The organism is Pacificoceanicola algae (assembly GCF_049341065.1).
Taxonomy (GTDB): domain Bacteria; phylum Pseudomonadota; class Alphaproteobacteria; order Rhodobacterales; family Rhodobacteraceae; genus Pacificoceanicola.
In genome coordinates, this window is sequence record NZ_JBMPIX010000025.1 from 21,502 (window position 1) to 47,289 (window position 25,788).

At 59.4% G+C, this 25,788-nt stretch carries 21 protein-coding genes; 11 read left to right on the forward strand and 10 right to left on the reverse strand.

Annotation, left to right across the window (positions count from 1 at the left end; translation table 11 throughout):
- The first annotated feature begins 59 nt into the window (after positions 1–59).
- Complete coding sequence (gene repC / locus ACOYQJ_RS22280; RefSeq protein WP_422908154.1) at positions 60–1,340, forward strand: plasmid replication protein RepC; 1,281 nt, start codon at positions 60–62, stop codon at positions 1,338–1,340.
- Between the two features lie 12 nt (positions 1,341–1,352).
- On the opposite strand, the gene ACOYQJ_RS22285 is transcribed toward repC, so the two are convergent.
- The gene (locus tag ACOYQJ_RS22285) at positions 1,353–2,450 is read right to left on the reverse strand and encodes a tyrosine-type recombinase/integrase (protein ID WP_412556588.1); all 1,098 of its coding nucleotides are present in this window, start codon (positions 2,448–2,450) and stop codon (positions 1,353–1,355) included.
- A 125-nt stretch (positions 2,451–2,575) separates the two neighbouring features.
- Between ACOYQJ_RS22285 and ACOYQJ_RS22290 the strand changes: the two genes are divergently transcribed.
- Together ACOYQJ_RS22290 and scpB are read left to right on the forward strand one after the other, a co-directional pair.
- Complete coding sequence (locus ACOYQJ_RS22290) at positions 2,576–3,520, forward strand: DUF1403 family protein (protein WP_040181263.1); 945 nt, start codon at positions 2,576–2,578, stop codon at positions 3,518–3,520.
- Positions 3,517–4,131, forward strand: coding sequence for an SMC-Scp complex subunit ScpB (gene scpB / locus ACOYQJ_RS22295; protein ID WP_037930937.1), 615 nt, complete (start codon positions 3,517–3,519; stop codon positions 4,129–4,131). The genes ACOYQJ_RS22290 and scpB overlap by 4 nt, the downstream gene beginning before the upstream one ends.
- Here the strand turns inward: scpB and ACOYQJ_RS22300 are convergent.
- The 3 genes from ACOYQJ_RS22300 to ACOYQJ_RS22310 form a co-directional block, all read right to left on the reverse strand.
- Complete coding sequence (locus ACOYQJ_RS22300) at positions 4,128–7,427, reverse strand: DEAD/DEAH box helicase (protein ID WP_037930934.1); 3,300 nt, start codon at positions 7,425–7,427, stop codon at positions 4,128–4,130. The two genes, scpB and ACOYQJ_RS22300, sit on opposite strands and share 4 nt — an antisense overlap.
- Positions 7,420–8,073: a hypothetical protein gene (locus ACOYQJ_RS22305; RefSeq protein ID WP_224769587.1), complete on the reverse strand. Its 654-nt coding sequence runs from the start codon at positions 8,071–8,073 to the stop codon at positions 7,420–7,422. The genes ACOYQJ_RS22300 and ACOYQJ_RS22305 overlap by 8 nt, the downstream gene beginning before the upstream one ends.
- 293 nt (positions 8,074–8,366) lie before the next feature.
- Entirely contained in the window at positions 8,367–9,887 is a 1,521-nt protein-coding gene (locus ACOYQJ_RS22310) for a Fic family protein (protein ID WP_009827239.1), read from the reverse strand.
- Positions 9,888–10,844: 957 nt separating this feature from the next.
- Here ACOYQJ_RS22310 and ACOYQJ_RS22315 point away from each other — a divergent pair.
- From ACOYQJ_RS22315 to ACOYQJ_RS22335, 5 genes are all read left to right on the forward strand, one after another.
- Positions 10,845–11,183, forward strand: coding sequence for a DUF736 domain-containing protein (locus ACOYQJ_RS22315; RefSeq protein ID WP_008335621.1), 339 nt, complete (start codon positions 10,845–10,847; stop codon positions 11,181–11,183).
- Positions 11,184–11,816: 633 nt separating this feature from the next.
- Entirely contained in the window at positions 11,817–11,993 is a 177-nt protein-coding gene (locus ACOYQJ_RS22320) for a hypothetical protein (RefSeq protein ID WP_169741859.1), read from the forward strand.
- 412 nt (positions 11,994–12,405) lie between these two features.
- Positions 12,406–13,026, forward strand: coding sequence for a helix-turn-helix domain-containing protein (locus ACOYQJ_RS22325; RefSeq protein ID WP_037931928.1), 621 nt, complete (start codon positions 12,406–12,408; stop codon positions 13,024–13,026).
- On the forward strand, positions 13,019–14,947 hold the full coding sequence (locus ACOYQJ_RS22330; RefSeq protein WP_037931930.1) for a relaxase/mobilization nuclease domain-containing protein: 1,929 nt from the start codon (positions 13,019–13,021) through the stop codon (positions 14,945–14,947). The genes ACOYQJ_RS22325 and ACOYQJ_RS22330 overlap by 8 nt, the downstream gene beginning before the upstream one ends.
- 14 nt (positions 14,948–14,961) lie before the next feature.
- Positions 14,962–16,875, forward strand: a complete 1,914-nt coding sequence (locus tag ACOYQJ_RS22335; protein WP_037931943.1) for a type IV secretory system conjugative DNA transfer family protein — start codon at positions 14,962–14,964, stop codon at positions 16,873–16,875.
- Positions 16,876–16,893: 18 nt separating this feature from the next.
- Here ACOYQJ_RS22335 and ACOYQJ_RS22340 read toward each other — a convergent pair whose 3' ends face one another.
- Genes ACOYQJ_RS22340 through ACOYQJ_RS22355 form a run of 4 tightly spaced genes read right to left on the reverse strand, consistent with a single transcriptional unit; the run spans position 16,894 to position 20,539 of the window.
- Positions 16,894–18,315: a phospholipase effector Tle1 domain-containing protein gene (locus ACOYQJ_RS22340; RefSeq protein ID WP_037931933.1), complete on the reverse strand. Its 1,422-nt coding sequence runs from the start codon at positions 18,313–18,315 to the stop codon at positions 16,894–16,896.
- Positions 18,316–18,318: 3 nt separating this feature from the next.
- Complete coding sequence (locus ACOYQJ_RS22345; protein ID WP_027246206.1) at positions 18,319–18,918, reverse strand: SLATT domain-containing protein; 600 nt, start codon at positions 18,916–18,918, stop codon at positions 18,319–18,321.
- A complete protein-coding gene (locus ACOYQJ_RS22350) occupies positions 18,908–20,236 on the reverse strand; it encodes an SMODS domain-containing nucleotidyltransferase (RefSeq protein ID WP_027246205.1) in 1,329 nt (442 codons plus the stop codon). Before ACOYQJ_RS22350 ends, ACOYQJ_RS22345 begins: the two co-directional genes overlap by 11 nt.
- 60 nt (positions 20,237–20,296) lie before the next feature.
- Positions 20,297–20,539, reverse strand: a complete 243-nt coding sequence (locus ACOYQJ_RS22355) for a hypothetical protein (RefSeq protein ID WP_027246204.1) — start codon at positions 20,537–20,539, stop codon at positions 20,297–20,299.
- Between the two features lie 469 nt (positions 20,540–21,008).
- Between ACOYQJ_RS22355 and ACOYQJ_RS22360 the strand changes: the two genes are divergently transcribed.
- Genes ACOYQJ_RS22360 through ACOYQJ_RS22370 form a run of 3 tightly spaced genes read left to right on the forward strand, consistent with a single transcriptional unit; the run spans position 21,009 to position 23,306 of the window.
- Positions 21,009–21,365 carry a helix-turn-helix domain-containing protein gene (locus ACOYQJ_RS22360; RefSeq protein ID WP_027246203.1) on the forward strand — a complete coding sequence of 119 codons (357 nt, stop codon included), beginning with the start codon at positions 21,009–21,011 and terminating at the stop codon, positions 21,363–21,365.
- On the forward strand, positions 21,362–21,883 hold the full coding sequence (locus ACOYQJ_RS22365; RefSeq protein WP_027246202.1) for an ImmA/IrrE family metallo-endopeptidase: 522 nt from the start codon (positions 21,362–21,364) through the stop codon (positions 21,881–21,883). The genes ACOYQJ_RS22360 and ACOYQJ_RS22365 overlap by 4 nt, the downstream gene beginning before the upstream one ends.
- Before the next feature lie 13 nt (positions 21,884–21,896).
- On the forward strand, positions 21,897–23,306 hold the full coding sequence (locus tag ACOYQJ_RS22370) for an exonuclease domain-containing protein (RefSeq protein WP_422908155.1): 1,410 nt from the start codon (positions 21,897–21,899) through the stop codon (positions 23,304–23,306).
- A 77-nt stretch (positions 23,307–23,383) separates the two neighbouring features.
- Here ACOYQJ_RS22370 and ACOYQJ_RS22375 read toward each other — a convergent pair whose 3' ends face one another.
- Together ACOYQJ_RS22375 and ACOYQJ_RS22380 are read right to left on the reverse strand one after the other, a co-directional pair.
- Entirely contained in the window at positions 23,384–24,364 is a 981-nt protein-coding gene (locus ACOYQJ_RS22375) for an ATPase, T2SS/T4P/T4SS family (protein ID WP_422908156.1), read from the reverse strand.
- Positions 24,364–25,788: a TrbI/VirB10 family protein gene (locus ACOYQJ_RS22380; RefSeq protein WP_422908157.1), complete on the reverse strand. Its 1,425-nt coding sequence runs from the start codon at positions 25,786–25,788 to the stop codon at positions 24,364–24,366. The genes ACOYQJ_RS22375 and ACOYQJ_RS22380 overlap by 1 nt, the downstream gene beginning before the upstream one ends.

The following is a 25,788-nucleotide window of genomic DNA, read 5'->3' on the forward strand; positions in this document are numbered from 1 at the left end:
AACGCTTTTGAGCGAACGGCTTTCTTTTGCCTCCAACTAACCGGAGGTGAGATACAGGCATGAAACATACAGGTTGGCGCAAGCCGACACCGGGTCTTGGGGTTGCTGAGCAACTTGCCCAAGCCGGTGAACGGGTAGCAGTACCCAAAACACGAGCATTTGTCGCGCTCAAACGCGTTGGGGCACATATCGGCCTGAAGGCTGGCGACATGATGCTCCTCGATACACTGGGGGCGTTTACCCAGGCCCAGGACTGGGAGGAGGGGCAGCGCCCGATCGTCTGGGCGTCGAACGCCTATCTGATGGAGCAGATGGGGTTCTCGCTCTCCGCGCTCAAGCGCCACGCGCGGCGTCTTGCTGAGATCGGCGTGATCTCCTTCCAAGACAGCCCCAATGGCAAGCGGTGGGGCCGCAGGGACACTGAGGGGCGTATCGTCGAGGCCTATGGCTTCGATCTGTCACCGCTTTCCGCCCGTGTCGAGGAGTTCGAGGGACTTCATACCGAGTTGCAGGCCGAGCGCGAACTCTGCCAGCGCCTGAAGCGCCAGATCACTGTGGCGCGCCGGATGATCCGAGCCCGGATCGAGGCAGCTCTCAGCAGCGCGCTGCGTGGGCCTTGGAGGCAATTCACGGGGCTCTTTGAGGAGCTTTTGGACCGTCTTCCGCGCCGTCAGGAAGCCTCCGAGCAGCTTGTACGTTTACTCACCTGGTTCAAGGAACTCCAGGAACGGGTGGAGGCGGCCTATCTCAAAGCGACTGGCGCGGCGAAGCTTGTGGAAAACACCGATGATAAACACGCCCAAGCCATAGAGAAGACTCAAGAAATGAACCCCAGGGAGGTCATTTGTGAACCTCATATACTAATTACAAATCAACTTGATCCTGTAACTAGTAATTCCTCTGAAAAAGAGGAAGCGGCGGGTGTGGTGCCCAATGCGCCACCGGAAGAGCGGGTTGACAGGGAGCTGGAAGACTGGGTTGCCGAGGTGCGCAAGAAGCGCACAGCTCTCGATCTGCCGACAATCATGCAGGCCTGTCCGGAATTTGCATCTTGGGCGCGCAATTTGGGTGGATTCCTCAAGGATTGGGGCGATTTGCACCGGGTTGCCGGTCAACTCAGGCCGATGATCGGTATCTCGGAGCATGCCTGGAACGTGGCGCAGGACCGAATGGGCACCCAGGTGGCCACGGCCGCGTTTGCCCTCGTCTTCGAGAAGCACAGTGCGGGCGAGGTTGCCTCGCCGGGCGGCTATCTGCGGGGCATGGTAGAGAAAGCCGGGGCAGGGGAGCTGCATCTCGAGCGCAGCTTCTATGGTAGGCTCAGTGGGCAGGCGGCGTGATAGGGCAGGGGCTCAGAGACCGGCGGCTTTGGTCAGGTTTACCCGGAACCTGTCGCGGCGCCGCTGATAGCGGCGGGTCATTTCGGCGCTTGCGTGACCAAGCTGCTTCTGGACATAGCGCTCGTCGACTTCTGCCGAGCTGGCGAGACCGGCGCGCAACGAATGGCCGGAGAACAGCGCCAGGCGGTCTTTCTCAGGCAGGTCCGACCGGATGCCCGCGTCCAGGACCGTGCGCTTGATCAGGCGCGCGACATGCTTGTCGTTCAACCTGGTTTCAGATGCCCGCTTGCCATCGCGCGAGGTGCCGGTGAAAATTGGGCCGAAGTCGATCTTGGCGAAGTGCAACCATTGCTCGAGCGCATGGACAGGGCAGGTCTGGTCCTTGGAGCCGCGTCCGATCTCGACCTCACGCCAGCCGGTCTTGGCATTGAGGGTGAGCAGGGCGCCCTTGTCGAAGATCTCGATCCAGCCGCCCGAGTCCGGCGTGTCGTCCTTGTGCACGTCGAGGCTGACAATTTCTGAGCGTCGGAGGCCCCCAGCATAGCCGAGGAGCAGGATGGCCCGGTCTCGCAGACCGCGCAGGTCGTAAGGCAAGGTGGCGACCATCGCGAGGATGTCCTCGGCCAGGATCGCTTCCTTTTGCACCGGCGGACGGGCGTGTTTGCGTTTGATCCCGGCCAGTACGGTGGCGATGTGGCGGTTCTTGCGGTCGAGGGTGAAGCCGCGTTGTGCGTAGTTCCAGCCGAGGCCCGACAGGCGGCGGTCGATTGTACTGACCGACAGGGCAGGGGAGACGCCTGATCCGGACGCCAGATCGGCTAGGTAGAGGCCGAGCATTTCGGGCGACGGGGGCAGAGGCTCCGCGCCCTTCATCCGGCACCAGCGCGCGAAATGCGCCCAATCTTTCGCATAGGCCTTCAGCGTATTGTCCGAGGCCGCGGCGCGGGCATAGTCGCGCGCGGTATCCACCAGCCGATCGAGCGTGCCTGAACCAGCCACAAAGGAAGGAAGGCTCAAAGCCTCGCTGCTGGGTTGATCTCTCTCGTTGTCCTCGCTGACCGAAGGCCCATTTGGCGGCTTTGAGATCGATTTCTCGTGGTTTTCTGACATATCGCAGAGCATGTCTTTTTATGTCCGATAAGGCAAACTTATTGGACATAACATAATGATACAAGGCGGGGCGGTTTGCACATCATATTGTGGACGAAAGCGCCGCGCGAGACTAGTGTAGTGGCATGACATATCAGCCCGCCACCATCTCTGACGACCTGAGCACCCTACCGCAGCTACCCGGCTGGGTCACCTCCGGTCCTGTCGAAACCCTTGAAACTGTGGCCTTTCGGTCGGGAGCCGCGCTGACGGTGCTCGATCAGCTGGTTTCCGATCCGCGGTATGGCGTGCCGGTGAAGCTGCTCGCCAATCGACTGGCGCTGAGAGCCGCAACCGCCACCTCGAAACTGGAAGGTCGCCTGGCGCGGGAGGCCGATATCCGCGACGCCTACCATCTGACGCCACCCGGCGAGGCGCGGGGGCCCGACGGCGATCTTCTGGTGTTCTGGCGCGAGAGTTCGCGGGCGCGCCCGGGTGAGATCGCTGACTTGGTTGGAGCGGAGTATGCGGGCGAGGTGGGTGTCTGGCTTGACGTGGGATTGGAACGCGCACGGACCCATGGTCCGTTGTCGGGTTGCGTCGCAGCCCTGGGCGCCGTGCTCGAGGCCGACGACCGGGCAGAGCGCACCGCCTGCCTGTTCTCGGACGTCGTCCTTGCGCGGGCGCTGAACTGGAAGCAGGTGCTGCCTGTGACTGCGCAGCGTTTGACAAAGGCCGTTCTGCGCGACCTGACTGCAGAAGGGCAGGGGGCCGATCTGGCGGTCGAGGTGCGGGTCCTCGAGGCTATCGAAGAGTCGATCCGGGTGGCGCGGGATCTGGCCCGACGCGCCGAGACCCTTCGCGCCGTTGCGCCGAAGCTACGGGCCAAAGGATCGGACGCGGCGGTCGCGCTGTTCCTGACCGAGGATGCCGTGGCGCCTGCGTCGATGCTGTCTCCTTGCATTCGCGGCACCTCGATCCCCATGACTGACCGCGCCGCGCGGCGGTTTTGCGACCGGCTGGTCGAGCTCGGAGTTGCACGGGAACTGACTGGACGACCGACCTTCCGGCTCTACGGGATCGCATCATGACGACCACGACCAGGAAACGGAAACCGGCGAAGGAGGGCGGCGCTGTCTTTGACCGGGAGCTCGACGACCTCCCGCAGGAGCTCCGCTGGCGCGAATGGATGGGTCGGGTCGAGGCGGTGCTCTTCGCCAGTGCGTCGCCGGTCGGCCGCGACGAGCTGGCCCGCGTGGTAGGGCAGGGAGCCTCGGTCGAGATGGTGATCGACGACATCCAGGCCGAGCTGACCGGTCGTCCCTACGAACTCGCGCAGGTGGCCGGCGGTTGGATGTTCCGAACGAGGACGCAGTTCGCGGACGCGATCAAGGCTGCTGCCGATCTGGGCGAGCAGTCGCTTGCCTTCACCGAGATGGAGATGGGTTTACTTTGCGCCATCGCCTATCATCAGCCGATCGACCGGGCGGGCCTGGCCGACATCTTCGGCAAGGAGGTCAGCCGCGACCTGTTGGCCCGGCTGCGCTACAAGGACCTGATCGCCAGCGGACCGCGCTCGCCGCGGCCGGGCGCGCCGCATACCTTCGTAACCACGGAGACCTTCCTGGTGACCTTCGATCTGCAGAGCCTGCGGGATCTGCCGGAGCTGGAAGTTGTCGAGCCGTCCAATCTTGCTGGTTAGATGAGGTCGTCCAGATCTCGATTATTTAGTTCGCTTTCAGAAGCGGACTCCACGCGTGCTTCCAATGCCTCTTGAGATTCACCGACCGCAGCCGGTTTGAGATAGGGTACGATATCTGCGAATTGTCGATGGACTTCACGCCGCGACCATTTGGCTGACCACATAAGTGATCCAAACGAGGCCATCTCAGCATTTGAAAATCCCCGCCTCACGCAACGATTGGCGAACGCCATCGCTGTACACGGTTCCGTCTTTTCCTCGGAATGCACGTTGACATGACCCTGAAGGATTTGAAGCGGCGCCCCCATGAGATGGGCGAGATCAGGAACAAGCCTAATCACGAATTTTCGGGCACTGGTAGAACGTTTTTTGTCGCGTGTTTTGTCTGAAAGCCGCTTCTGAATTTGCATGAGAGGTGCGCCGTTCATCCAGTCCTGCAAGGCTGCGCGAAGCTTCGGAAGAGAAAAGGATGCACGGGAACGATCATCTTTGAGCTTCTTGATTTCCGTTCCGAAGAGATACTCTAGGGTTTCCAACTTAACCAAGCGAACGAGGTATTGCGGTTTAACCATCAGCCACTCAAAGACCCAATCGCACAGGCTGTCGACTGTTTCGAAGTTTCGAAAACCGTGCATGTCGAGCGCCTTTGACATGTCGTCCAGGATATCCTCCGGCAACCCCAACATGGATGCAGTGTTGCGCAAAGACAGCTGCTCGACGGGCAAGTCTCCGTCATCACTCTTCAGCAGTGAAAGGGCTGCGGAGGTTCTGCTCTCAACCCAGTCTTCATCCGCATCTTGACGTTTACGATAAGCCGCGAAGCTCCTAGCGAGGCCAAGTCGTATGTCCACTTTTCCATCGTCGCCTTGATCAGTTTCAGCCAAGCGCGCGACGACGTAGCGCTCCAGGTCACCGATGTCTGTTGCGCTGTCGTGGATGCGGTCCATCAGGGCCGTGAATGGATCGTCCAATACCAAACACTGATCGGTTTGCCCAAATATGTCTCGCAGCCTACTCCATCTTGAACCGATCCTGTTCTCTGCATCGTCCAGGCCAACGACCTGGCCTGGAATGACTAGAACGATACCGGTTGCGCTTTCACCGGCCCGCCCGGCACGGCCGGCTGCGTTCAGCAGGTCCTCTGGATTCAAAAGGTCCTTCCGACCGGAAGATGCGTCGAACTGGCTGTCCTCCGCAATGATGACCAGGTCCGCAGGCAAGTTCATACCCTGGCCGAGCGTCGGGGTTGCTGCGAGCACCGCCAACGTACCCTGGCGCTTGTACAGTGCCTCCACCAATTGGCGCTCCTCAGGAAGCAATTGTCCATGGTGGGTCGCAGCCTGGGATGCCAATTTTCCATCCACTAGAGTCAAGTACAGCTGATCAGCACCACCCATTTCATCGACGGAAATCTCATACAGACGCTGCTCAGTTTCAGTCAGTTCGACACTACACTCATCAAGTGCTGCCCCAGCCTTTTCTGATATAGAAAAGGCATTCGGTATGGATTGAGAAAAGACGAGAGTTCGTAGCCCTGCTCCAGCGGCTGCAGCAGCGACTGAAGATGCAACGACACCGGAGTTGGGCGTCACTTTCCAGAACTTGTTTGTCGAAAGCTGAAGTGTTTCGTTCAAGAGTGGTACAAGAGCATAGTCGCGGCGAACCTGTGACGCCCATGTCTGCTTCACGCTGAAGAACGCGTTTGGTTTTGCCGTCAGCTTGCGCTTTACCGCAGCAGGAACCCCCGCAGTGGAGCTTTTTGCGCGAGCATTCCGCAAGAGTTTTCGCAGGTCAGCAAGTCTCTTTTCATCGTAAACGACGCATCCCCTTAGTTGCCGGGTTGGTTTCCATGCATTGTCGAGAGCAAGAGAGTTTCTACCTGTCAGCTCCGCCAGCCAACCGCTCAGTTCATATGTGTTCTTCATCATAGCCGACATCAGGACGATATCGGCGTCCGGTACAACGCGGGTAAACCCCAAGATGCATAGCATCGCGTCGATTGCTCTCCGGTCTCCGTCAGTGCTCGGATGCATCAGATGACATTCATCGAAGATCAAAAGACCGACGTCATCAAACCGCTCTGGTTCCATATGACTGGTAAGGAGACAGGCTTCTGGAGTCATCACCATGACGTCCGGCAACTCGTCGCTATCCCCAGAAAACCCGAATTCGTCCATACGTTCACCGCGAACGGTTGCCCGCGGAAATGCACCGCGCAGGTCCCGTGCTGTCTGATCAACGAGAGCGTGCGTAGGAGCTAGGAATACCGCCTTGCGCCCGGATAACAAAGTTGCATGAATTTTGAGTTGTGCGGTCGTCGACTTCCCGGCTCCAGTGGGGAACCCTATCGCAGCAGATGTGCCAATCTTGAGGTACCCTTGGGCGACGGCGTCCTTGTGATTACGCCACAGATACGGGCGCGTCTCGGCAACCGTTTTCATGGCCTCGGTCCAACGATCCTCAGGTACGCCATCCGGAGGCGGTAGGTTAACGACGGCGCTTTCCATCAGGGCGGAGCCTGCAGCGATCAAGAGACTGGCCAAATGGAACGGTCCGGGAAAGACAGCGATTGCACCTTCGGGGAATGTATCCTCCAGATCTGATGCGCCGGCGGCGAGCGACTTTACTTCAGAGAAGACTGCAATTGGATCGACCATCCCCCTCACTCGACGCCCTTGCAGCACGAAGGCCAAGGCTCGCACACCTCGCAAGAGTCGATAGTAGAGCGCTGCATTGGCTCGCTCGCCACCGGTACCCGAGACGAGTCGGTCTTGGGGCGGTCGCTTTCGATTCCGAATACGACCAACTTGTCCTTTTGCGAGCATGATCAAGTGAAGAATCAGTTCCGACTGCAGCCAATCGCCGCTCGGGATGCGGATAGAGTCTGCCACCTCAGCAGCATCAGCCGATGCCCCGGCTACCAAGAACAGGAGCATTGCCGAAACATCCGGACTGATCGCATTCGGCGATACAAATGAAACTGGCTGGTCCGAGTCCCGTAGAGCGATCGCTTGATGAACCAACTGATAAGCCGTTGCGGCAACAAAGCCTGCCGCTGCCCGGTTTTCTCTATCGGGATTAATGGCTACCAATGCTTCATTGGTCTGCGCCAACCGGCGTGCAAATCGAATTGTGTCCTCGAGAAGCTCTTCCCCATTTTCACTCTCGCGAAGCAGTACCCTTGCCGATACGATCTCGGCGAAAGCACGTGCAAGTCGGTCAGGCAAACCTTCGCGGTCCAGGTCGGGCAAGTCTGGGGTGGACCTGATGAGTTCGGACGTTGCGGGATCATACATTGGCTGCCGCCTCGGCACTGTCGATCTTGACGAGCGCTTTCTCCGCTACACAATCTATCCAGTCGCGAACGTCTTCCAAAACTAAGGTTTCGGCGCGCCGGCGTGCTACGTCACCCAGTACAGACTTCTCATACCCTTCGAACAAGCCCTTGCGTCCCTTTGCCGATGCATATTTGCCACCAACGGTCACCGCCACGCGGTATGCCCGTTTTTCATTCCATAGAATATCGGCAACAGTCCCGTCGGGGTCTGGGTCTCTGGATACCTCAAGTAGCGAAGTTACCGACGCAATGAGTTCGTTGTCTCGTCCGCCTGTTTCAAACTGCTCAAACTCCGGCCAGACCTTTGATTTAACTTGGTTCCGAGGGTTCTTGGTCGCCTTCTCTTCGCAGATGACAACATGGGCAATGCCGTCGCTGTCGAACTCAATAATGAGGCCATCCAACCCTTTGTCCGCTTTAATCATCTGTGGAGCCCGTATGAGAGCCTCATCGTCGAAACGGTGAGCGGCGATCCACGCAATGACCTGAAAAACCCAACCATCCCGATGGTAGGTCTTGTCGCCAGTGCCGACGGTCAAAAGCTTTCGCGCACCTTCGAAACCGCCTTTGGGATAGCGCGCGGGCAAATCGCCTGTGGCGCGCAATATGCGCTCCACTGTTCGCGACTGACCTATTGCGACGCGGGCCAGGAGCTCAGCAAGCTGGTCCTCGTCCTCAATCGTCCAAGTGGAGCCCGACCAACAATCTTTCTGCCGTATTGGGGTTAGGGTTACTGGCATGAGCTAGACGCGCAACTCAGCGATGTCGATCAGGCTTGGCGTCTTAACGGTAGCTGCAGAATGAGTGTTTCTCATCGTCGGACTCGCTCAAATGTAGAACTTGAATGGCTGGCGTTCGGCGTCATTGGCGCTTCCCATGACCAGAACATATTTATTTGTCATTGCGCTGCCCTTGTCTCGGCCAGAAAAGCTGCAAACGGTCGAATATCTTCCCTCACGCTCGCTGTCTCTAAAGCGGCCATGTAAGCCGCGCGCTGTTCGAGCTTGATGACTGTCCATGGTTGCCCGGCAGCGGCCATCATGACGTTCATCAGAAAGCGCGCTATTCGACCGTTCCCGTCCAGGAACGGATGGATAAATACGAAGATGAAATGTCCAAGGACGATCCGAACAGTCGGGTCATCTTCCGCCTTGAGTAGGTCGAAGAAGACCGGCATGCAGTCTCGAACTGCCTCAGGACTCATTGGGACATGCTGGGATTGCCGAATGTACACAGGGGACGATCGGTAGCCTGCAAGTTGAGAGGCCTTCAGGATGCCCGCTGTGACAGACGGTGCGAATAGGTTGCGATACCAATCACTCAGATCGCGCTCAACAACCTCACCCGCGTCAGCACCTTCCAGAACTGCCCGAATGCTTTCCTTCACTCTCTGAAATGCTTCCCAATATCCACGCGCTGCAAGGGCGTCTTTCAGCGCTCGGTCTTGCTCATCTGTTTCTGGGTTCCAGGTCCCCGAACGCACTTTGTCAATCAGTTCCGGCGAGACACGATAGCCCTCAATGGAGAGCGAATGATACGCATCCGTGACATAGATTTCGTCGATCTGCTTGAGATAGGCGTCGATGTCATTGGTGATGGGTTGGGCCTTTGGAAAGAGATCAATAACATCGTCGCGCATGCTCTCCCACTTCAAGCGGATGCGATGCACGTGGGGCGAGGTGATCCGCCCGGCGTTTGGCACAAGAATCGACTGCTCAAAGGGGTTGATCTCGCGAACGTCATGCGAAGCGGCTTTCATCGCCGCAAGGATTTCGTCTGCGACCTTTTCGGACCCGATGCTTCTAAAAGCACCAGCAAGCCTGCCGGCCGCTCGCGTGTGCCCCCCGTCCAACAGCTTGCCAAGCAGCCGTGAGGCATCCGGCATCATAGCAAGCACAGTGCGCGCTTCTGTCGGATGGTTTTGGAAGAAGACCTCGGGAACGAGGATTAGGGCATCCTCGACGGAGAATAGGCGTAAATTGTCGACGATTTCGAGCGCCTCATCTGACGCGATCGTTGCGCGCGTCTCAAAAAGCGACGTGTTGTGGGGCAGATCGGTCTTAGAGTTTCCGCCCTTGACCGCTCTTACCAATAGCTGAGCAGGAACTGTCGTGTTTCCAGCATGTATGATGAGGGACTGTTCAGGAGACAGAGACCAGTCAGTGCCAAACCGATCTGACAGGTATTGTGCGCAGAATCCCCAAAACGATGTGTACCATGCTGTGCTCTCACCGGCGTTTTCATCGGGGCGTGATGGGATGTACCAGCCCTTCATGACTTCCTTCAGGAAGCCTGCCTTCAGCAGCCGTTCGCGGTGAGTGCGTGACATGTCTTTGGAGCGAATGGCAATCGAACCACCAGACTGTAGTGTCTCGAGCTCTTCCAAGGAGCTTGCAAGCTTCTCTGCGGCACTCGGCATAATTATTCGGCTCCGTTCGAGATTTAGGTTTTAGCGTCGTACATGATTTAGGTGTATGTGTCGAACGATCTTTAGGGTTTTGTGATGCGCAAATCTTAGGTTTTAGTGTTATTGGCCCCTCCTGCCCTTTGGTCAGGACCGCGCCCTACTCGGTCGGCTGCGCGCAGCCGCCCTCCCCGAGCTGAAACGCCGCCTCTCCCTGCGACGTGCCGCTGGCCGCGCCGTCTCCTCCGGAGCCAGCCCGACCAGCCGTCGCACGGTCGTGGTAACGCTTCATCTCGGCCATTCGGTAACGGTCGCTGGGGCGGGCGTGTGACATCAGTGATCACGTACCTCGCGTCTCGGCCGCTGTTGGTCCTCGCTTTGCCGGACACGCAGCTCCGCGCCGCGATCATGGGTCGCAAACGATGTCCGACGACCGCCGGATTGCATTGACCGAAGCTGGCAGAAGGCCGGTGATGGTCGTGCTGTGCAAACCCAAGCTATCGGGTTGCCGTAGAGGGTCAGTTCGAAATCCCGGTGATCCGAACAGGTTGTCGAAGCTTCGACGTTCTCCATGCTGCGCTTCAAGACAACACACATCGGGTTGCCACGGAAACCAGCCGTCGTGGCACGTGAGGCAGGGACAGCAAAGCTCTGACTGGTCGGGATTCGGATCGGGGCAAGAGGACAGAGAAGACATCGCCCGCCCTGCAGCGCCTCCCTCGGCCGTTCCCCTACCTTCCTTCGCCGCCACCGCTCTTCTCCTTTTGTCTGAGTTGCATGACATGCTGGTCGCAGCTGTCGCCCCGTCCACAAAGGTTGTCGCCGATCTTTTTCCCTTGCCCCTGCGGGCCATTCCTCGCGGAGCAAAAAGACCGGCGCCTGCCCCTCTCCGCTGCGCTCCGCCTGCGGTGTGGCCGGGCCTTGGCCAGCTGCAAGGTGACCATCATTGCAACGCAAACAAGGAGAAGAGCAATGACCACGAACTGCATCAAATTCACCAGCGCCGACATCGAAACCGCCAAGGGGGTCGGCTCCATCTCGACCCTGACCTTCGACCTCGACATCACGGTCGAACCCGTCGCAAGCGCGAACCCGATGGCCCCCACGCACCGCGTCCTCGGCCGCTCCCCGCGCGGCAAGCTGGTCGAGTGCGGCGGCATCTGGAAGAAACAGAACAAGGAGACCGGCGCCGACTACTACACGCTGACCATTCGCGACCACGGCTTCAACGCCAACCTCGGCAAGGCCGCGAACCAGGACGATCTGTCCCTGCAGGCCGTCATCCCCTGGGGGCCAAAGGACGCCGCCTAAGCCAACAGCCAGACCGCTCCGGCGGTCTGGCTTTTTCTCGTTTCAAGAAACGACAATGGTTCGGGTCCGAAACCCGTGTCTGAAGGTTGCGGCATATTCCGGACGACGTCGCCGTGGCGGGTAGGAAGCTGGATAGGTCGCAGATGCGGCTTTGATCTTTCTGTTCAGTGACAACGTGCATCGCGCGAACCCGAGTCGGAACCGAATGTCCGCAGGAAGAACTGGCGGCCCGCTGGGCGAGACAAGCGCTCCCCTTCCGCCGGTCGAGCAATCCGCGCCTGGGTCGTCTTGGCGAAGCTGCCAGGGGCGGCGAACTCACCCTGTGCCGCGTGGGTGTAGCCGCAGATCAACGTCATGTGTCCGGGGGACGAAGTATCACGTCAGGGCCACCGCCGCGCGCCTTTCCGTCGACCTGTTGGCCTTTCAGATCGCTAGCCCGGGGTCGAGCGGTCGGCAACGCCGGGGGCAGGTTTCTGGGCGGCTGACGCCTTGAGCGCTGCGGGGCATCGCTCACAACAAACCTGCCCCCGTCGTGCTCCATTTCATTCCGCCCCGTGCCGGGTGCAGCCCGCTCTCATGCCCCCGGTCTTTTCCACGATCCGTCCAACGACGATCAACGGAAAGGATCATATCATGACACTCGAACAATCCATCGACCTCGCCGAAATGCAAGCCGACATGGCCTTCGAGGCCTACCTCGCCGCCTTTGATGAAGACGCCCATCCAGAGACCCTCGACAGCCTCGAGACCGAGGCTCTGATCGCGCGCAGCCGCTACGACGACCTGTGCTCTCAGGGACTGGGTCACTGACCCAGACACCCCTGCGGGTCTTCGGATCCGCAGGGGTCTGACGTCGTCTCTCAGAAGCTCCGTGACGCCCTCAGGGGGTGTGACCCGCGCGATCCAGCGCGGGCCATTTTCGTGTGCCTGGTGCCCGATCCGTGACTGGCTCGCGCGCTCGGATTGCCTGACATCGCGTGCCGCCCGGGCGCAAGTTTCGGAAGCTTTCTCGACCTGGATGTCCTGCATCGATGAGGGTGGGACCCGTTCCATGTCGCGCCGCGGCGAGGGGTCTTGATGGCGTCCAATGCCTGCAAAAAGACACAACATGCAAAACGTAATATTGCGCAATGTGATGTATTGAATTATAAGCGAAGGAGAGAAGGAAGACGTTGGCAGGATATGGCCAATGTTTGCACATTTTGTCCGAGGGGTCTGACCTGTGCCGAGGCCAGCGAAAAACCTGAAGCTTGAAGAGCGCATCGAAGTCGCGCGGCGCTTCGCGGCGGGCGAGACCGCGAAGGACCTGGCGGCGGCGTTCGGCATCTCTCCGCGTCATGTGAACCGGCTCGCGAACGAGGAGGCGGGCGAGGGCATCGCGGTGCGCGATCCGAGCGAGACAGTGGCCTTTCGGGCGAGCCAGTCCGAGCTTGCAGCGTTTGATGCGGAGTGGCGCGCGCGGGGCTTTGCCAATCGTTCGCAGGCGCTCAATGCGGTGCTGCGCGGACGCTGCGGTTTCCTCGATGTCCCGCGTGATCTGGTGGCGGAATTCTGCGCCGCATGGCGTCAGGCGAAAGACGTGAGTGACGCCGGATTGGTGCTCGCCAAGGCGGTGCATCGCGGTCGGCTGGAGGTCTCGGAGGCGGATCGTGCGGTGCTGATCGAACTCGTTGATCTGGCGCAGTCCATGAGCCGCGACATGGGTCGGATGAAGGATGCGGCGCAGGCGCTGCGTCATCGAGAGTGGCCAGAAAAGGAAGAAGGGCAGGGGGCGGATGGCACGGTTCTGGAGGATGACCCGCCCGCGACCGGCGGCCGTCTGAGGCTGGTCAGGAATGCCTGATCCGCTCGCCCTCTACGCCTCGGTCATGGGCCGGCTCTGGGAGGATGAGCGCATCCGGGGCCAGGCCGCGGCGCGGATCGACGCGCGGCTGGCGGGTCGTCGGCAGGGGCGGAGTTTCGCGCGCGTCGGATCCTTGTCGGCGCGCAACGCGCTGAAGGCGGCGTCGGGTCAGAGCCGGGCGGCGGTGTTCAAACGGATCCGGGCGGGGGGCTGCAAGACGCGCGCCTCGCTCGGGGCGCAGATATCCTACATCAACGACAAGGCGGTCTATACCTACTCGACGATGACTAATGCGCTGACCGATGCGACGGTTCTTTCTGAGGAGCAGAAGGAAGACATCATCGAGGATTGGGCCGGGACCTGGCGCGGCTCGACCAAGCTCGGCTTCACCTCGCACATGCTGCTGTCCTTCCCGACCGACGTGACGGTCGATCAGGTGCGCGACATCGCGATGGACTGGACGGAGCATTTCTTCGAGAGCGGCGAATACGGCGACCAATGGGACTACGTCCTCGCGGTCCATGACGACCGGGCGCACAAGCACGCGCACATCATCCTGAACAATCGCGGCGTCGAAAACGGCACCTGGTTCTCTTGCTGGGCCGAAGGCGTGATGTCGCCGCAGCTGATGCGGGAGAAGCAGGCCGAGATCGCGGAACGCTACGGCGTGATGCTTGACGCCACCACCCGGCTCGAGCGCGGCATCTTCGAGAAACCCGCCGGTATCGAGGAGATCTACCGCGCCAAGGAAGAGGCGAGGCTGCCGCGCGAGATCATCATGACTGCCCAGGAATCCGCCATCGCGCAGGCTCAGGTGGTGGGCTTCGCCAAGGACTACAAGAACCTCGCCGACCTGCTGGACCGGATGGACCAGCGTCACATGGCGCGCGCCGTGCGCGGGATGGCGGACGGGCTTGGCTCGGGCACGCCGTGGAACTTCACCGAAGGAGAGATAGACATGAAGGACATCAAGACCGTCGGTGACGCGATCGACTATTCCGAGCGCACGATCGAGGCGCTGCGGCTCAAAGCCGAGGAACTGGACCCGACCGAGCGCGCCGCCTTCGAGGCCAAGGCCGCGCCGATCATCGCGGACCTCTCGCAGATGGTGCCTGACCCGGAGCTGCGCGCGCGCTTCGGCAAGCAACTCGAAGAACCCTATCCGCCGGGGGCGGGAAGCGAAGTGCTGATCGCCGCGCTGAAGTCCGGCAACGACGACGGGTTGCGCGACATGCTCGAGCGCGCCGAGGAGGTCGGAATGGACGGCGAGGAACTGGTAGCCCGGATCACTGCCGGCGGCACGCGGAACTACGGCATGGCACAGGACTGGGTCGAGCGGGACATGAACGCGGTACTGGCGAAGGACGGTCTCAGCGTGGAGACCGCGAGTGACGACCAACTCGATCGTGCGCTCGAAAAAGTCGATGGCGTGATGGACGCGCTGATGGAGCGCGCGAAAGAACTGGGCGTCGAGATTGGCCGGACCCTTGCCGATGAGGAAGAGGCGACACTGCCGCTCATCGACGACGATGACCGGACGCCCAATCCCTACCTTCAGGACCTCGCCGACATGTTGCGGGACGGCAAGCTCACCGAGGAGCAGGAAGAGACGGTCGAGCGGACCCTGCAATCCGAGCTCTTTAAGGAGTTGGGTGAGGAAGGTTTGGCCGAGCTACGCCGCGGCAACTACGAGGTGCTGGACGCGGCCCTGCCGAGCAAGCTCGACCAGATCACCGTCACGCAGGAGTTCCTTGAGATGACCTTCGATGAGACCGGCGACCAGGTCTTCACCGACCGTGCCGCCGAATTGCAGCAGGACAAGGCGACCGAGGTTGCACGACTGCGCGGGCAGCAGGAGGCCCAGGAGCTGGGACGTGATCTCGGTCGGGACCGCGGTCTCGATGACGAGATGGAATTCTGAGGGGGATGACCACCATGACCAAGACACTTCCTCTCTGGGCCGCGCTCCTCTTCGGTGTGATCTGCGGCGCCGTCATCGGCACCATCGTCGCCGCCTTCTACCTGACCCTGGCCCTGAAAACCGGGTTTCAGAGCTTCGACATGTTGGCGCTCTGGAAGGCTAGCGCCGGCACCCGCGCGGCGCACCCCGAGGCCTTCAAGGTGGGCTTCGGTGCCGTCGGTTTTGGAGCCATCGGCCTCGGCGCGCTGGCGCTCGCCTGGACCTGGAAGAAGGAGCGCGACGATTACGGCTCGGCCCACTGGCAGACCAAGGCGGAGCTGAAAAAGAACGACATGCTGCAGGCGCCGGGCAAGGGCTTTATCTGTGGCAAGCTCGGCGCCCCGACCTCGAAGGCCGAATTCATCTCCTCGACCACGATCCCGCATGTGATGATGGTGGCCCCGACCCGAGCGGGTAAAGGGGTGGGTTTCGTGATCCCGAATCTTCTGAGCTTTGCGGGTTCGGTCGTGGTGCTCGACGTGAAGGGCGAGAACTTCGAGAAGACTGCGCGGCTTCGGGCACTGAACGGCGACGAGGTCTATCGCTTCAGCCCGTTTGATTGGGCCAATGCCACGCATCGCTACAACCCGCTCGCGCGGATCGCGAAGGCCCCGAGCTTCGCGCAGCGTTTCACCGAGGTCTCGATCCTGGCCGATCTCTTCCTCGACAAGGACAACAAGACCCTCGACACCTTCTCGGAGGCTGGCAAGTCGATCTTTGTCGCGGCTTGCCTGCTGGCGATCCAGCGCGGCACGCCGAACCTTGGCGAGGTGAACAAGATCGTCGCGGGTGGTGAATACAAGAACGCCCAATACAAGACCTATGCGGACGAGGCCGAGGAGGACATCCTGCGCGAGCTCTGGACCAACGCGGCCTCAGCCTCATCGCGCCTGCTGACCTCGAACATTCAAGCCTTGATGACAGCCGGTCTCAAGCAATGGGACAACCCGGCGGTGCGCTCGGCGACCGAGGCGAGTGACTTCGATTTCTCGACGTTCAGGAAGACCCCGCAGTCGCTCTACATCGCGGTCTCCGAGGATCACATCGCCACCCTCGCCCCGCTCCTGCGCCTGATGTTCGCCGACCTCATCGCCTCGATCCGCTTGAACGAGCCGGGCCCGGATGAGCCTTGGCCGGTCATGATGATGATCGACGAATTTCAGCAGATGGGGGCCATGCCCTATCTCGAACGCGCGATCCATTCGCTGGCGAGCTATGGTGGCCGCGTCGCGATGATTGCGCAGTCGCTCGCCTCGCTCGACCGGATCTACGGACCCGAGGGCCGTGAGAGCCTCGAGAACGGGGCAGGGCTCAAGCTCTACATCACGCCTCGCGACCAGCGCACCGTGAAGGAGGTCTCCGCCGCCGTCGGCAGCACGACCCGCGAGGCGGTCACCAGGATGTATGGGCGTAACAAAGGTTTCCTCGGCGCGACCTCGACCTCGGCACGGCTGGAAGAACGGCCTCTGCTTTCCGAGACGGAAGCGCGCCTCATGGATCCCGACGAGGTGATCATCCTCGCCTCGCCCCAGCATCCGATCAAGGCGAGCCGGATCAAGTATTACGACGATCCCTTCTTCAAGGAGATGCAGGCCCGCCAGGAGGGCAAGCCGTTCCCCTATCCGCCGAGTGTGCAGGGCGTGGGGCCCTGGGGCGGTGACGGTGGTGACGAAGCCGGCGCGGATGAGCCGTTGAAGCCAGTCGAACGCGCGCCTGTCCGGGATCGCTCGCAGCGTCGCGAAGCGCGCGCTATGAGCGTGAGGACAATGGAGGCCGGGCGCGGGCAGCCTGAGCCCGAGACGCTCGAGCGGGAAGCGGCCGTGCCGAAGGAATGGGAGGCGGCGCTCGACCGGCAGGAGAGCTTTATCGAGGAGTTGTTGGGCGGGTGAGCGTGGTCGATTGGTCCCCTATTCGTCGTAGTAGCATTTCAAGTCGCGTCGTTCTTTCAACTGGGCAGGTCGGTAGGGCTTGACCTCGCCACACTGGGCGACGGCCTTGGCACGCATGCGCTCTTCGACTGAAGGATGGAGCGGGAAGTCGTCGCCAACTGCGCGAATTCCCTTCTTCCAGCGGATGCGGAGGGGGCCAAATGCTACCATCGCGTCTTCGCGGTGCTGCAAACCCAGAGGGTCAGGGGAGCGGTTCAAGACGTTCTCGTTGATCTGGATCGACGGCACGCAGTCTTTCAATTCGTCGACCATCCAATCGAGGGCGATATCGCTCAGGCGGGACTCTGCCTCGGGATAGCTTCCACCGATGTCGCTATGGCAGCCCGGGAACCAGACCTGCTTCAACCACTTCGGCTCTCGATCTTTGGTCTCAATCGCGGCCGCCTTGGATGCCCATCCGACCCTTGGAAAGTCAGCACGGTCTTCGTCGATCGCCATGGCGTGACGGGCGTGTTGGACATCGGGATCAAGCCACTTGTCGTAGTTGCGCTTGTTCCAAGCCGCGAAATGACCCGTCTTGAGAATCTGCGGCCAATCGGTTGGGCGCCATAGCTTCAGTTTGTGCTCGGGGTCGTCCGAGAAATATTTGAAGTTGTCGAGCAACAGGGAACCAAGCTGCAAAAGAAGCGCTACTAGTAGGACGCCGAGTGGAACAACCAAAAGCCAAGACCACCCGAATGCAACGCCGGTGGCAAAAGCCGACCCGACCCCGAACGTGACGCCCCAGACCAAGGTGCGGACAACTGCCGTTCGCAGTGATGCCACCGTATCGAAGACCCCGATGAAGGTAGGCTGAACGTTGCCTTGGTTGTCTTCACCTTCAATGGGAAAGCTCGAATACTTCTTGCGGAATCGTTTGCCGAGCTCTTCACGGTTCTTGAAATAAGGATCTTGTCCGCGCGGTTTTCCAGCACCGTGATTATACACGAATTTTACAGCGTCCTTGGCGATCTTGCGCAATCCGAGACCGTGACGCGGGACCGGCGAACCATCCGGCATCTGCGTCGGAACACCGCAGAGGTTCATAACGTTTGCCAGTGCTCTGACCGTATAGGCTCCGCGAGAGAACCCAAACAGCAGCACGCGATCACCGGGCTCGTAATGGGCAATGATCTGCTCGTAGCAATCGATGATGTTGTGGTCGATGCCAGTTCCGACGGCGCTTTCAAGAATCGGCTTGATCCGGCCGAAAAATCCGCCCCGCTCTCCCGTTCCCAGGCCGGGGTCGTAAAAGGCCACTTGGTCCTTCGGGCCAATTGGTGAATCTGGGCCGGGACGCATGGCTCGATACATTTTGTAGACATTCGATAGCCGTTGGTCCGGCCTGGCGCCACCCATCTGGCCGGTTCCGTCCGAGAATATGCATATGTTCTTCGCCATGATTTAGCTTTTGCCTTCGCTCGGACGAATTTCGATTGGCTTGGGACGTCCGCCTGACCGTTTTAGGGAGAAAGGAAGAAAGCAGTCGATTTCATCGTCGGAAAAGGTCATATCTTCTAGCTTTTTCAGTCGATGTTGCGCTTCCCGGTATGCCTTACCGTCAGTCTGTGGTGCGCTTGCATAAAGGGCTGCGAGAGCCGCCTGCAGTTCGTCACGACGCTCGATTGCTGCTTCGTGCTCAAGCCTTACGAGGTCCGTCAGAAGCGAAAGATAACACTCACGGACATTCCAGAGCTTTGCAGCTGCGTCGCGGTGCTTTTGGGCGATGGCGCCTGGGTCGAAGTTTTTTAGGTAAGCGGCTACGAACAGCGTCAGGAAAGAGACCACGACGGTCGCGATCTCTACCCATTTCTGGTCACTTGCTATGACCCCGACTGCGCCGGCACTGGTAAGTGCTGAGAGCGCGATCTGGGCCATCTTGTATCTGCGCAAAGTAGCCGCGCAATGATCGGCCATACGTTCATGGGTCTTGTGGGTATAGACCACACGTCCGAAGCATTCCCTGACTTGGTCTTCAAATGCGACATCGTAGTCAGGCTGCATAGTCTTCGTCCTCGGCGTCTCGCACACGGATCGGTACACGGATCATGTCCCTTGCTATGACAACGCCACGGCTGACGGCGTAGCACTCGACGAGGTGATCGCCGCGGAAATTTGTCGTTTCTCGACGCTCGCCGCGTCCGTCGTCGCGCACGATCTGACCCCGGATCATATCGCGGCGCTCGGCTTCGTCACCTCGGTTCAGGACTTTCCAGTACAGCTCAATATCATCTGGCAGGTCCGATGTGTCGGAAAGAAAAAACCGAAGTTCTTTCTGCGGTCGGAGGATACCGTACCCTTCTAGTAGCTCACGGAGCATCGTAGGGCGGAACCCATTCTGAGTAACCTCGCAGTTGATTCGAAGATGATGGCGAATATCGACACGGAACCTGTCTTCAACAAACTGTTCAGTGTCTCTAAAGACATGGGAATACGCTGCGGACTCTCCCGCTGCGCTCTTCGTCACAGGTGCCGGATAGGCATTGCCGAATACGTCACGCCACTTTTGGCGCTCATTCTTTTGACCGCTGGCCTCGATTGCCTTAACGCACAAGTCATAGGCCTTCTTGGCCTTCGTCTCGAAGCGCTTCTTGACCCGCACTCGTTGCCGACTACCCAATGCGGCGTATTCGGATTGCTTCGGTTGATCGGCCAGAAACTTGAAAAAATCCCGGCACATCCAGTCATAATAGTAATAGCTTCGATCGTCGTATTCGTCTGTCGATTCTAGGAAATTGTACGCCAAGGTATCGATCAATAGTCCGCCCATGGCGACACCGTGTTTGTTTTTCCACGCCCTCGCCATTTTACAAAGTCGACGAAGGTTGCGGTTCTTGCGCTTGTTGGCCTCGCGCATTTCATCAATTTCTGCCTGCGGCTTAGTGATCTTCCACGATCCGCCATTCGCGGTATCTGGGTATTTGTAACTACCATCATCCTGCTTGAACGCTGGCATCACTTCTATGTGGAAGTCCTTGTAAAGGACGCGAACAACCAAACGGTCCACACGTACCGTTGTAGACGGATAGCGACGCTTGATAGCTTCTTTGGTGTCTTGGAGCAGCTTGGTCTGACCACTGTTCTTATAGTCGTCCCATTTTCCGGCGGGCATGATGTAAATCATGTCCAAGTCAGACACACCCTTGATGGCGGTCCACCGTCCGTAGGATCCAACTTGGAGGCTGTTTGCTGTCTTGGATTCGGTATCTCGGAACTGCTTGTTAAGGGCAGCTGTAACCTCGCCGTACCGTAGCGAAATAGTTTCGGCGTTATCGACCTGGATGTTTTCCAAAAACGCTTTGAAATCGTCGGAAATGCTCATTTGACCTCAACTTCTCTTCTGGAAACACACACCAAGACCGCCCGATCGCAGGGCTTGGCCTCAGCTTGCGCCCATGATTTTCTTTGCTTCTGCGATGGCTTTTGGCGAACCTTCGACATTCCAAGTCGCCTTGCCATTTCGAACCTGCTTGGTGACCTTAACTGGTTGACCTGTTTCGGGATCACAAAGGGTTCGCAGGCGTCGCTCCACCTCGCCTTCGGCCTTGGCAAGCATATCCTTCTTGATGCCGTCAAAGAACTGTTGGCTCGACATTTTGCGCCCGTTGCGTCTGAATTCTAGCATCTGCTCAACTCCCTAGTTCCCATGTCTTCTCCTGTATGTGCTTCTGCCCATCTACTCCGCGAGGAGGTTTCCAAGGCGAGATTGCTATCTTTCGCGCACAGTAGTTTTCGGGTTGGCCTTCCCGTACTTCGCCGTCACAAAACGACCACTTACAGCGCTTCGGTAGCTCCCGCCCGTGGACCCACTCTTTCCGGGCGCCTCTAGGATAGTCGTCCGTGGATGCGATTTCCCGTATGTCTTCGTGACGTAGCGACCCGACTTCGCGCTGCGGTATCCGCCGCCACCTTTTCCCTGGTTTGCCATGATCTGCCCCTTTCGTTTCCAGTGCCCGATTCTTGTTGGTCATACTTAGGATGGATGGTTAACCGCGTGTTGTCAATACAAGCACAACGACAGAATGAAATGTTGAAAATACAAACATGATGTTTGAGATATTGACACGGCAATGACAAAAATGGTAACGGAGCGCATGTCAAGGGAACTGATACACAGGGCGTTCGGTCGTGCAGTGGCGACCAGAAGGAAGCAGCAAGGCAACATGACCCAATTGGAGCTCGCTCAGAAAACGGGGCTCTCGCGTGCGTCGATTGCGAACATAGAGCGCGGTCAGCAGAATGTTGGCCTCCATCACCTTTATTCGATAGCCAACGCACTCGAAGTGTCTTCGTTATCTGACCTGCTACCTCCTCTGAGTATTGGTCAGAATAGGGAGGAAGAACCGCAAATGCGTACTAGCGAGAAACTGTCTGAGGCCAGCAAGGCAGGTGTAGAGCAACTCATCCGCAACGCTTTGAAACAGGGCGCGAAGCAGAGTACCGGACGATGAGTGCGGACAAAGAACGAGCAATCACGGCGGCGCGCAGAATACTTGAAGAGCACAATATTCAACGAGCGCCAGTTCCCGTAGAGCGCATTATCAAGAGCCGGAACATAGTGCTTGATTACGCGCCTCTGGATGAGGACTTATCGGGTATGGCCTATAGCCAAGACGGCGTTTCGATGATCGGGGTAAACGCTTTGCACCATCCCAATCGACAAAGGTTTTCGGCGGCGCATGAGCTGGCTCATCACGTATTGCATGAGGAAAGACTGCATGGCGAAGTTCACCTTTCCAAGGGGTTGCGGGCATTGAGGCGCGATCAAGTATCTTCGCAAGGCACAGACCCGTTGGAGGTCGAAGCGAATACATTCGCGTCGGAACTTCTAATGCCTCACCAACTACTGCTGGATGCTTGTGGCAAAGAGGGCTTGGATTTGGATGATGAGGCCAAGGTCGAGAAGCTCGCCAAGAAATTTCGGGTCAGCGTGTCTGCAATGAAATACCGGCTGGCCAACCTCATGTGATTTTGGTGGCCACATGCCGTTCATATTTTTTGACACTGAAACTACTGGTTTGCACGCTGGTTTCGATCAGATCGTTCAATTTGCAGCCGTCAGAACAGACAATGACCTCAACGAAACCGATCGGTTCGAATTGAGATCAAGAATCGATCCGAATGTTGTTCCGGACGTTCAGGCGATGCTTGCCAACGGTTTGTCAATTGAAGCACTGACAGACCAGCATCTTTCCACCCATTATCAAATGATGCGGGATTTGAATGAGCGGCTGCTGTCTTGGTCTCCAGCCATTTTTTTAGGATACAATTCCATAAGATTTGACGAAGAGTTTCTTCGCCATGCGTTGTATCGAACATTGCACCCTCCCTACCTTACGAGCCTTCATGGGAACGCTCGGAATGACGTTATGTCACTCGCTTTGTCCTGCTCGGCGTCTGGTGACAACGCCCTACGCGTGCCGCTCAAGGACTCAGGTGATCCAAGCTTCCGCTTGCATGATATTGCAGCGGCCAACGGAATTGCAGTGCTCAAGGCACACGATGCAATGTTCGACACACAAACAACGCTTGAGCTCTGCCGTCTTGTGAAGAAGCTGAGCCCGGATCTTTGGCGAAGGTTTGTGCGTTTCTCCAACAAAGCTTCGGTTGCCGATTTTGTTACGTCGGACGAACCCTTCGTACTTACGGAGTTTTATGGAAACAGAGCATATCACACTCCTGTAGTTTTCGTTGCAAATGAACCCGACCAACCAAATGGCATGCTTTGCTTGAGCTTGGTCGAGCCAATCGAAGAGCTCGCATCAATGTCAGATGAGCAGTTGGCAAGCTGGTTATTGAGCCCACCACGCCCAATCCGGAGAGTTCGATCAAACGCAGGTCCGACAATGATGCCACTTTGGGAAGCATCCGAGGAATTTTTCGTGGGCACCTCATGCGAAGAATTAGAGGATCGGGCCGCGCGAATTGTGGAAGACGAGGGGCTCAAAACTCGAATCGAGCGAGTCTTCTCAGAAAACCGTGCGCAGTATCCTGAGCCAGGTCATGTTGAAGAGATGTTGTACACCAAGTTTTCAAGTCGGAACGACGCTACGCTGTGTGATCGGTTCCACAGCGCTCCTTGGAGCGAACGGCACGCAATCGCACAGTCCTTCGAAGATGACCGACTCAAAGAACTAGCGCTGCGCATTTGCCACTTTGAATGCCGTTCTGCACTCGCACCCGAGTTGGTGCAGGCGATGGATGTCGATCTCGCGCATCGACTTATGTCTACCGACGCTCGGCCTCCGTCGGTTGAGCGGGCCCTAAAGAAAGTCGAAGAGGGGCGCCCGAGTTCCGAGTGTGAAGTGAGCGATATCGGGCTGCTGGAAGGCTATGGGGCCTTTCTTTCTGAGCGTCGGATAAAAATTATGAGGTTTCTTGAGGCGCAATAGGAGGCTGTACCGGTTCGTTGGGAAACCGTTGTATCGTATCATGGAATGGCGACATTCCACTCCATAGGCGCGACGCCTCACCTACTCGGCAAATAAAACTCCGTAATCCCCCGCTTCCCCTCGGCCCGCCCCAGCTGGACGATCACATCGATGGACTTCCGGATGTATTCCCGCACCTCGGCGAATATCAGCGGCGTCCCGGCCTGCAGCACCATGATTGCCAGCCGGTCGATGGCGAGTTCCGCGGTTTCGGCGTGGATCGTCGACACCGACCCGCCATGGCCGGTGTTGATCGCCTCAAGATAGGTCAGGGCTTCGGCACCGCGCAACTCGCCGACGATGATCCGGTCGGGGCGCATGCGGAGGGAGGCTTGGAGAAGGGCGTTGGCGCTGCGTTGCGAACCGGCGCCGCGGTCGGCCAGAAGAGCGACGGTGTTCGGCTGGCCGGGAAAGAGCTCGAAGGCGTCCTCGATGGTGATCAGCCGCTCGTGTTCACTGACATGGGTCAGGAGATGGCGGGCGAAAGTGGTCTTGCCGGTCGAGGTGCCGCCACTGATCAAGACGTTGAGCCGCGCCTTGACCAGGGTCTGAAGTGCTGCCTTAAGGTTTTCTTCGGCGAGTGTGGAGATGTTCTTCATCTTCTCGGCGCGGAGCGCATCGAGCGAGACGGCCTTGCCGAAGAGATAGGCCGGGGCGTAGTCCCGGACGCTGCCTGAGGCGAAGAGGCGGATGGTGATCGAAGCCCCGCGATCGATGGTGGGCGGTACGGCGACCTGGACCCGAAGCGGGCGGCCCGCATATTCCACCTTGCCAGAGACAAGGGGGTTCTTTTCAGAAACGCGGGCCTTGGCAACGCCGACAATGGTCTGGGCCATGTTGAGGGCTGTGGTGCGATCCACGGTCTGGCCTTCGTGGCGCATGGTGGCGTCGCCCGCAACCTCGAGCCAGACCTTGCCGTCCGGATTGATCGCGATCTCGACCACGTCGTCGCGCCGCAAGAGGTCGCGGAACGGGTCAAGATAGCGCTCGAGGTAGGAGGCTGGTGACGCCTGCTCCATCAGTAAATCACCACATCTCTGTCCACGAGCACGGTGACCGAGGCCCCCTGATCGACATAGATCGTGGGCGCAATCGAGACCTGATCGGCGATGACGGACCCGACCGCGTCCTGCAGGTCGCTGCCGACATCGCCCAGGACGATGCTGGTGGTTTCGTTGTTGCTGCTCTCGGCTGCCACTGCAGGCGCCGCCCCGATCACGGAAATCAGCGCCGCCCCCCCGAAGCGCGCGGCGAACTTCGTATCGACAAGACCAGTTAGCCCCGAGCGACCGAGTTGGTCTCCGCCCACGGCGGCGATTTCCATCGAGGTGCCATCCGGGGTCAGGACACGGGTCCAGAGAATGAGGATGCGCTTCTGGTGCATCTCGATCCCGGAGCGGTATTGGCCAAAAAGGCGGGAACCCCGGGGGATCAGGATCTGGTGCCCTGAAAACGCCGGAACCGGCTCAGAGACGACCGCGACGACAGACCCGGGCAGATCGCTGTTGATGGCGGTCTGGAGCGCCGCCTGGATGACGGACCCTTGGGTCAGGGTGCGCTCAGGGTAAGCGAGGCGGGTGGCTTCCTGCACCTCGAGCGGGCGGGCGGTCTGCAGGAATTGCTCATTGCCCGAAAGCACGGGTCCCCCGGTGCCTGCGGCCGCCGGATCGGCCACCGCCGCGCCACTTTGGCCGCCACGCGGACCGTCGGCATAGACCACGGCGGGGGATTTGATCTGCGCGGTCAGAAGCTCTTCGGCGATCCGCTCGGCCTCGCGCTGACGCTGTTCCTCTTCTTGCCTGCGGCGTTCCTCGAGCAGGCGCTGGTCAGCAATCAGCCCCTCACGGTCGAGCTCGGCCTCGAGCCCTTCCCGCTGCGCCCGTTCGGCATCTAGCATGGCTTGCAACCCGGCGATACGGGACTCGGTCTGGCGCTGCAGGTTGGCAAGCTCAACTTCTTTTGCGGCAAGCGTTGCTTCGAGTGCTGCCTTCTGCTCGTCGAAGGCTTCGCGCAGGTCCGCGACGGCGGATTGGATTTCCGAGTTGCGGGCGGCCTGGCTGGCGGCGAGAGCTTCGCGGAGTTTGGCGATCTCGGCCAGCACTTCGGCGTTCGGTTCCGGGGCAGGGGCCGCGGGCACGTCGAGTGCTTCCTCGACGGCGATCAGCGCGTCATTGACCCGTTGCTCGGTCTCGTCGGGTGGAAACTCCAGCCGCCCGCCGGTGCCGGGGCGGCGGTCCTGGAAGGTCTCGACATCGGAGGTCTCGAGTGCGCTGTCGCCCTCCTGCAGGCCGGTGGCCAGGAAATACGCGACCCCGGCACCGCCAAGGGCGAGGGCGGCGGCGAAGGCACCGACCCCGAGGCTGTTGCCACGGCGTTTGGATTTACCGCGCTGGCTGAATTGATCGAGACGGTCCTGCAGATCGGGAGGGGTTTGATCGGCCAT